Source organism: Thermus sp. (assembly GCF_040290245.1).
Classification (GTDB): domain Bacteria; phylum Deinococcota; class Deinococci; order Deinococcales; family Thermaceae; genus Thermus_A.
On record NZ_PSMQ01000016.1, the window covers coordinates 25855 to 34008 of the forward strand.

The following is an 8154-nucleotide window of genomic DNA, read 5'->3' on the forward strand; positions in this document are numbered from 1 at the left end:
AAGAGGGGGGCGAGGAGAAGGCGGAGGGTGCTCACGAGGAGTTCAAACCCTCCCAGGACCAGCCGGGTTTGGGCCAGCTGCAGGCCCAAGGCGGTGAGGAGGACGGGGATGGCCGCCTGGCCCAGGAGGTGCACCCCTTCGTCCAGCCGGAAGGGGAAGCCCCTGAGGAGCAGGCCCCCCATAAGGGTCCAGACGAGGGGCAGGCGAAGCGTGAGGAGGAGGCCTTCCTTCCCACCGCCTCGGAAGAGGGCCGGGCCGAGGCTGAACATGAAAGCGGAGCTGGCGACAAAATAGACCACCGCCCGCTCCAGCCCTTCGGTTCCGAGGGCAGAGAAGGAGAGGGATAGCCCCAGGTTGCCGGAGTTGGGAAAGAGGACCCCTGCAAGCTGGGTTTTCCTCAAGGGGGCCTTCAGGCCCAAAAGGCGGGACAAAAGGAGGGACGGGATGAACAGCAAGGCGTAGGTGAGGACAAACCCCAAGACAAGGCCCCAGGCGGCGTCTAGGGAAAGCCCCGCCTTGCGCATGCTGTCAAAGATGAGGGCGGGTACGAAAAGGTAAAGGGCAAGCCGGGAAAGCGCAGTAAGGTCGATCGCCTGGCGCTTCCCGAGGAGGTGGCCCAAGGTCACAATCAGACCCACAGGCGCTACAGTGTTTAGAAGAGCCTCCATACGCTTTTGGGGTGGGGCCCTGAGGAGGGGTTTCTTCGGCCCACGCCTTACCCCTCTATGACCACGGGCAGGATGACCGGGTCGCGGCCCGTGGCCTTTTTGAGGAATTTTTTCACCGGATAGTAGATGTCGTCCCGGATCTTCTCCAGGGGCTTCTTCTCCCGCACGCCGTTTCGGATGGCCTCGAGGGCCATCCGCTTGACCTCGCCCAAAAGCCGTTCCCCCGCCTTTACAAAGCCCTTGGAGAGGACCTCCACCACCGGGTCGCGGCCAGCCAGGGCGGTGATGACCACCAGGCCCTCCTGGGCCAGAAGCTGCCGGTCCATCAGGATCTCGTCCGTGATGTCCCCCACGCCCAGGCCGTCCACGTACAGCGCCCCCGCGGGGACCTGGCCCACCGCTTCAAAGGTGTCCTTGGTCAGGCGGAGGAGGGTGCCGTTTTCCACCACCAGGGTCTTCTCCGGGGGATGGCTCATGCTCTCGGCCAGCCACTTGAAGTTGGTCTGGTGCCGCACCTCCCCGTGCCAGGGGAGGAAGAACCGGGGGGTGGTGAGGTTGAGGATAAGCTTTAGCTCCTCTTGCGAGGCGTGGCCCGAGGCGTGGACCTTGTACGTGGGGGGGTAGAGGACGTAGGCCCCCAGGGCGTAAAGCCGGTTGATGACCCGGTTCACCGCCTCCTCGTTCCCCGGGATGGGGCTGGAGGAGAGGATCACCGTATCCCCCGGCTTGATGGCCATCTGGGCGTGGGTGCCCAGGGCCAGCCGGGAAAGGACGCTCATGGGCTGGCCCTGGCTGCCCGTGGCCAGGACCAAAACCTGGTGGTCGGGGAGGTCCTTCACCTCCTCCAGCGTGTAAAGCCGGTCTTTGACCTTGAGGTAGCCGAGCTCGAGGGCGATGCGGCTGAATTTGAGCATGCTCCGCCCCTCCATGGCCACCTTCCGGCCGTACTTCTCCGCCGCCCAGATCACGGCCTGGATGCGGTGGATGTGGCTGGCAAAGGTGGTTACGAAGACCCTTCCCGGGGCGCGGCCGATCACCCGGTCCAGCTCCTTGGCGATCTCCATCTCGCTTGGGGTGTAGCCCGGCCGCTCGGCGTTTGTGGAGTCAGCGATGAGCAGGAGCACGCCTTCTGCCCCCGCCTGGGCCAGTTTGGCCAGGTGGGAGACCTTCCCGTCGATGGGGGTGGGGTCCAGCTTAAAATCCCCGGTGTGGACAATGGTGCCCACGGGGGTGCGGAGGATCATCCCCGAGTTGTCGGGGATGGAATGGGTCATCCGGAAGAGGTCCACGGTGAAGTACCGGCCCACCTGGATGCGGTCGTCGGGGGAGATCTCCTTCAGGCTAAACTCCCCCGGCCTCAGGCCGTACTCCTCCAGCTTGCCCTTTAAAAGCCCCAGGGTAAGCCTGGCCCCGTAGACCGGGACCTTGGGGAGCTGGGGGAAGAGAAACGGCAGGGCCCCGATATGGTCCTCGTGCCCGTGGGTCAGGACCCAGCCCCGGATCAGGTCCTTGTTCTGAACCAGGTAGTCGATCCGCGGGATGAGGAGATCCACCCCGGGCATCCCTTCCTCCGGAAAGGCCAGCCCCCCGTCCACCACCAGGATCTCGTCGCGGTAGCGAAAGGCAAAAAGGTTTTTGCCGATCTCCCCCATCCCCCCTAGGGGGATGATCTCCACGTGGTCCTGGGGACCGGCCTGGTGGAAGGAGGTTCCCCCGTGCGGGCGCTTTCTCCGCCGCCTGGGCTTTCTCTTTTCGTTTTCCATCTAACCTCCCTTGGCGTGCAAAGGGTGCCTACCGGCGCCTGGGGGGGATCTTGCCCTCGAGTTCAGGCCGGATGAGGTCGATCTTGCCCCGTTCGTCGATCCGGTGCACCTTGACCTTGATTACATCCCCCACCTTCAGGTAGTCCTCCACCCGCTCCACGCGGCCGGGGGCGATCTGGCTGATGTGGAGCAGGCCCTCCGTCCCGGGGAAGAGGCTGACGAAGGCCCCAAAGGGGGTGATCTTGGTGACCGTTCCCTCGTAGACCTCGCCCACCTTGGCCTCCATGGTCAGTTCCTCGATGCGGCGTCTGGCCTTGAGGGCGGCTTCCTGGTCGGCGGAGTAGATGCGGATCGTCCCGTCGGACTCGATGTCCACCTCCACCCCGAGTTCCTCCAAAGCCCGCACGTTCTTTCCGCCCGGGCCGATGACCAGCCCCACCTTCTCCACAGGGACCTTGAGCCTCAGGATGCGGGGCGCAAAGGGTTTGAGGTCGGGCCTGGGGGCGGGCAGGACCTCGGCCATCCGGTCCAGGATGTAAAGCCGGGCCTTCCGCGCCTGGAGGAGGGCCTCCTTAAGGACCTCCCGGGGCAGGCCTCCCACCTTGTTGTCCATCTGGAGGGCGGTGACCCCGTCCCGCGTGCCGGCCACCTTGAAGTCCATATCCCCCAGGGCATCTTCCAGCCCGAGGATATCCGTGAGGACCACATGCCTTTCCCCTTCCCAGACCAGGCCCATGGCCACCCCGGCCACAGGTTTTTTGATGGGCACCCCCGCGTCCATCAGGGCCAGGCAGCCCGCGCAGACCGTGGCCATGGAGCTCGAGCCGTTGGACTCGAGGACATCCCCCACCACCCGGATGGTGTAGGGGAACTCCTCCTGGCTGGGCAGAACGGCTTTCAACGCCCGTTTGGCCAGGTTCCCGTGCCCGATCTCCCGTCGGGAAACCCCCCTGAGCCGCTTCACCTCGCCGGTGGAGAAGGGCGGGAAGTTGTAGTGGACGAGGAAGGGGTCGGTTTCATCGATGCCCAGGTCGTCGATGATCTGCTCGTCCCGGCCCGTGCCCAGCGTGACCGTTCCCAGCACCTGGGTCTCCCCCCGGGTGAAGACCGCGGAGCCGTGGGCGCGGGGGAGGACGTCCACCTCCATCCAGATGGGCCGGATGTCCTTGGGCCCTCGGCCGTCTGCCCGCTTTCCCTCCTCCAGGACAAGCCGCCTCAGCTCCTTGCGCACCAACTCATCAAAGGCGGCCTCCAGGAGGGGGCGCTTTTCCTCGTCCTTTGTGCCGTCTTCCCTCAGGGGAAGGGCCTCTTCCACCAGGGCCTTCCTAAAGGCCTCGAGGCCCTTGCTCCTTTCGGCCTTGCTCGCGGTCTGCAAGACGGTGGAGAGCCCCCGCTCCACCGCCAGGCGGTAGAAGGCCTCCTTCTCCTCCTCGCTTAAGGAAGGGGGCGGGGACCAGTCCCGCTTGGACTTGGCCAGGGGGAGGAGTTGTTCCTCCAGGTCCAGAATGGCCTGCATCTCTTGATGGGCGAACTCCAGGGCCTGGACCAGGGTCTCCTCGTCCACCTCCAAAGCCTCCGCCTCCACCATGAGGATGGCCTCCCGGCTTCCCGCCACCACCAGGTCCAGGCGGCTTTTCTCCATCTCCTGCAGGGTGGGGTTGAGGACGAACCGCCCGTCGATGAGCCCCACCCGGACGCTGGCGATGGGTCCTTGCCAGGGGATATCGGAAAGGAGAAGGGCGGCGCTCGCCGCGATGGGGCCCAGGATGTCCGGGGGGTTCATCTGGTCCGCGGAAAGCACGGTGAGGATGATCTGGACCTCGTGCCGGAATCCCTTAGGGAAGAGGGGCCGGATGGGGCGGTCCGTCATCCGGGCCGAGAGGATGGCCTTTTCCCCGGGCCGTCCCTCCCGCCTGAGGAAGGAGCCCGGGATCTTGCCCACCGCGTAAAGCCGCTCCTCAAACTCCACCGTGAGGGGAAGGAAGTCGGCCTCGATGGGCTCGTCCGAGGCCTGGGCGGTGGCGAGGACCACCGTGCCCCCGTACCGGACCAAGGCGGAACCCGAGGCCTGCTTGGCGTACTTCCCGGTCTCGATGCTGAGCTCCCTGCCGGCGACCTGGCCGAGGACGCAGAACGGACTTGGGGTGTTGGGGCTTGCTTCTGGCATACGCGCTCCTTCAAGGGAAAGGCGGGACCGGACCCCCGGCCCCGCCCCCGTTTGCTCTTAGTTTACTTCCTGAGCCCGAGTTTCTCAATGAGGGCCTGGTAGCGGGCTTCGTCCTCCCGCTCGAGGTACCGAAGGAGCCGCCGCCTTTTTCCCACCAGCATGAGGAGCCCCCGGTGGGAGTGGTGGTCGTGCTTGTGCTTCTGCAGGTGTTCGGAGAGCCGGTTGATGCGGTGGGTCAGAAGGGCCACCTGCACCTCGGTGCTCCCCGTGTCCCCCGGGAAGCGGGCGAATTCCTCTATGACCTTTTGCTTCTCTTCCTTGGTGATGGGCATCTTCTCCTCCGTCAGAAAGGAGGGCGCCTAAGCCCCCTCCCCCTCAAAACCTCCCTCACTATAGGGGTCAAGGGCTTTTTCGTCAAGGCCGAGGCGGCGGAGGAGGATTGGCCGGGCGTAAAAGAGGGTGAGGGCGGTGGAAGCGTCCAGGATCTCCCCCTGATGGAGGAGGCGGTAGGCCTCGAGGAGGGAAAGCTCTACCGTTTCCATCTCCTCCCCTGCTTCCCGGTTCGGCCCTGCCACCCGTTCGGCCCCAAAGGCCACGAAGGGGTGGAAGACCACCGCGGTGAAGGAGGGCTGGGGGTGGAAGGGGGGAAGGGGGACAAACTCTTTGGCCCGGGCCCCCACCTCTTCCATAAGCTCCCGGGCCGCAGCCTCTAGGGGCGTCTCCCCGGCGTCCACTTTGCCGGCGGGGATCTCCAGGAGGTACTTTCCCGTGGGGTGCCGGTACTGGCGGATGAAGTAGGCGGTTTGGGCCTCGGTCACCGGGAGGACGAAGGCCGCGGCCACCGGACCTGGCCGGTAGATGTAGACGAGCTCCTCTCCCTTTTTCGTCCTGAGTCTTTCCCGGACAAGCCGGACCGGCTGGGAGAGAATCTCTTCGATTTCCAGGCTCTCAAAGGGGTTCATCGCACCATGCGCTCGATGACCCGGCGCACCCTCTCCCCAGGGGCTTTGGGGCCTAAAGCTTTGGTCACGGCTCCGATGGCCGCAAGAGGGGTCTTGAACTGGGTTAAGTCTATGTTCTCCCGGATCCAGGCCTCGAGTTCTTCCTCCGTCATCTCCTTTGGAAGGAAGCGGTCCAAAAACTCCGCCTCAAAAGCGTTGCCCTGCTCGAGGGCGATCTCCTTAAGTGCCCTGAGCACCTTAACCGCCTCCTCATCGGGAAGGGGCTTTCCGTCCCCCTTGCGGTCCAGCTCCGCCTTGACCACCCGGGCAAATTCCAGGGTCTCCTGATCCCTGGCCTTCATCGCCTCCTTGATGGTTTCCTTTATGGCCTCGTAGATGCCCATCTCCCTTCTAGTCTAGCAGCTCCCCCAAAGGTACACTAATCCCGTGGGCCAGGTTGCCTTCCCTTCAGGGGAACATCCGGAAGACCCCCTGGAACTTGCCCAGAAACTCATCCTCCTGGGCCGGGATGGGGAGGCCCTAGCGCTCCTTTCGGCCTTTGACCCTTGGGGCCAAAGGGGCTCCGGTTACACGCCAGCGCACCTTGTGGTCCCACAGTCTGGTTTTCCTCCAGAAAAAGAGGCGGAGCGCCTCTGCCTCCTTGGCTTCCTGCGGGCCAGGGCGGGCGACCTTATGGGCTACCGTACTCTGGCCCAGGAGGCGGCCCGGATCGCCCCGACCCCCCTCACCCTGTATCATCTGGGCCTCGCCTTACCCCCAAGGGACGCGCTTGCCGCGTTAGAGGCCGCCTGGCGCTCCTGGGATGGCCTGCGTTTGGGCGAGCACGGGCAGGCCAGGCTGGCCTTTGCCCTGGCCCGCGCCCTCAGGCGGCTCGGCCGTCTGGAGGAGGCCCTGGGCTATGCCAGCTTGGCCGTGCTCAAGGAGCCGGAGAATCCCTTCTACCGCCTGGAGGAGGCCGCCTTGGACCTCCTGGTGGGCAGGACCCCTCTGGAGGAGGTGGAGGAGGGCCTCCTGCCCCTCCTCTCCCACGAGGCCCAGGGGGCGCGGCTCTACGCCCACTGGAACCTGGTCCTCCTGAAGGGGATGGCTGCTTCGCGGAGCGAACACCGAGGGGGTGCCCGGGGCAAAGGGCTTAAGGAGCTCGTCCTGGCCCTCCTTCGCCTTGCCCGCCCCTCTGGCCTGGCCTACCACCTCCCCCTGGCGGTCATGCTCCTTAGGAAGGGCGAGGGGCCCCTGCTTTCCCGCCTTCTCCGGGCGGGCTGGGCGGGTCTGGGAAACGACCCCTTGGCCCGGGGAATGCTCCTCCTTGCCGAGGGGCTTGCCGCCTTCCCGGATCCGGAGGCCCTCCCTCCCCTGCGGGAAGCCCTCCGCCTCCTGGGGGAAGGCGAAGGCGAGCATAAAGAGGAGACCCTCCGGGCCTGGGCCCACCTCTCGGCCCTGGAAGGGGCCTCCTTCCCGGAGCCCTACCGCCGCCTGGCCCATGCCCTTCGCCCGGAGGCCCGCCCCCTCTTCTTTCCCAGGGGCCTGGCCTGGGAGGGGCCCTTCCTCTACGCCCTGGGGGAGGCCAGGCTGGTGGGGCTTCCCGCCCTGAGGCCCAGGGGCCTGGAGCTTCTGGTCCTCCTCCTGGCCCATCCGGAGGGGCTTCCCGGGGAGAGGCTGGCCCGGCTTCTCTACGGGGAGGGTTTCCGGGAGGGAGGGGGAGAAACCCCCCTCTCCGCTCTGCGGGTGGAGGTCCACCGGCTGCGGGAGGCGGGCCTGGAAGTGGCCGCCCGTCCCTACCGGCTCCTCACCCCCCTGAGGGCGGACTTCCTGGAGCTCAGGGAGGCCCTCCGGGAGGGTGACCTCCCAAGGGCCCTCCGCCTCTACCGGGGCCCCCTCCTGCCCCAAAGCCAGGCCCCGGGAATAGGGGAGCTCCGCCTAGAGCTGGAGGGGGCCCTGCGGGAGGGGTTCCTCTCATCGGGCGATCCCGGGCTTCTCTACGGCCTCGCCCAGCGCCTGGGGGACGACCTTTTGGTCTGGGAGGCCTGCCTCGAGGCCATGCCCCCGAAAGACCCCCGGCGCCCTGCCGTCCGGGCCTGGGTGGTGAGGCTGCGCCGGAGCTACTGGGGCTAGTGCAGAGGGGGAAGGCACGAGGGGTCCAGGCAGAGGGGCCGGATCCCCCAGCCTGGGGCGAGAAGGAGCAAAAGAGCGAGGAACCAAAGGACCCTTACCATATCTTCACGCTACCCGAGCCAGGGTTACCGCCCGAACCAAAACGTTACCGCTATGCGAAGCGAAGATTAAGAAACATTACCCAAATGAGAGGGGGTTTGGTAACCTTCCCGGTGCTAGGGTGGGGGTGACCCTGAGAGAGGTCAGGGTCTGAAAGGGAAAGGGGGGTGATAAGGCATGCAGAAGCCTGATGTTAAGTATACGGTCAGCCGCATCCTAGTAGACTGGATCGTGCCTACAGGTTTACTGGAGGAGGAGATCGTAGCTGAATGAGTAGAAAACATCCGCTCTGGCGGCTTCTGTTTACGGCGCTGCGCCAGATCTTCCGGGCAGCCCCCCTCGAGGCCCTCCTGCTCCTCTTTCTTCTGGCCCTGGGGGGCCTG

The 8154-nt window shown here is 65.7% G+C and carries 7 protein-coding genes; 1 reads left to right on the forward strand and 6 read right to left on the reverse strand.

Features of this window, described 5'->3' with window-relative positions:
* The 6 genes from C4301_RS03875 to C4301_RS03900 form a co-directional block, all read right to left on the reverse strand.
* Positions 1-638: AEC family transporter (locus C4301_RS03875; protein WP_503012385.1), on the reverse strand; the 638-nt coding region annotated here is incomplete at its 3' end.
* Between the two features lie 77 nt (positions 639-715).
* Positions 716-2431 (reverse strand): ribonuclease J, encoded by a 1716-nt coding sequence (locus tag C4301_RS03880; protein WP_352413791.1) that lies wholly within the window; start codon positions 2429-2431, stop codon positions 716-718.
* A gap of 28 nt (positions 2432-2459) precedes the next feature.
* On the reverse strand, positions 2460-4598 hold the full coding sequence (gene pnp / locus C4301_RS03885) for a polyribonucleotide nucleotidyltransferase (protein WP_352413792.1): 2139 nt from the start codon (positions 4596-4598) through the stop codon (positions 2460-2462).
* A gap of 62 nt (positions 4599-4660) precedes the next feature.
* Positions 4661-4930: a 30S ribosomal protein S15 gene (gene rpsO, locus C4301_RS03890; protein ID WP_352413793.1), complete on the reverse strand. Its 270-nt coding sequence runs from the start codon at positions 4928-4930 to the stop codon at positions 4661-4663.
* A 27-nt stretch (positions 4931-4957) separates the two neighbouring features.
* Entirely contained in the window at positions 4958-5560 is a 603-nt protein-coding gene (locus C4301_RS03895) for an NUDIX domain-containing protein (protein ID WP_352413794.1), read from the reverse strand.
* A complete protein-coding gene (locus C4301_RS03900) occupies positions 5557-5943 on the reverse strand; it encodes a GatB/YqeY domain-containing protein (RefSeq protein ID WP_352413795.1) in 387 nt (128 codons plus the stop codon). Before C4301_RS03900 ends, C4301_RS03895 begins: the two co-directional genes overlap by 4 nt.
* A gap of 43 nt (positions 5944-5986) precedes the next feature.
* On the opposite strand from C4301_RS03900, the gene C4301_RS03905 reads away from it, so the two are divergent.
* On the forward strand, positions 5987-7672 hold the full coding sequence (locus C4301_RS03905; protein ID WP_352413796.1) for a hypothetical protein: 1686 nt from the start codon (positions 5987-5989) through the stop codon (positions 7670-7672).
* The last annotated feature ends 482 nt before the right edge of the window (positions 7673-8154 follow it).

Bases quoted from the DNA above. Each gene is read 5' to 3' on its own strand.
- C4301_RS03895 (WP_352413794.1), bottom strand. From the start codon at position 5,560: ATGAACCCCTTTGAGAGCCTGGAAATCGAAGAGATTCTCTCCCAGCCG.
- rpsO (WP_352413793.1), bottom strand. From the start codon at position 4,930: ATGCCCATCACCAAGGAAGAGAAGCAAAAGGTCATAGAGGAATTCGCC.
- C4301_RS03900 (WP_352413795.1), bottom strand. From the start codon at position 5,943: ATGGGCATCTACGAGGCCATAAAGGAAACCATCAAGGAGGCGATGAAG.
- C4301_RS03880 (WP_352413791.1), bottom strand. From the start codon at position 2,431: ATGGAAAACGAAAAGAGAAAGCCCAGGCGGCGGAGAAAGCGCCCGCAC.
- pnp (WP_352413792.1), bottom strand. From the start codon at position 4,598: ATGCCAGAAGCAAGCCCCAACACCCCAAGTCCGTTCTGCGTCCTCGGC.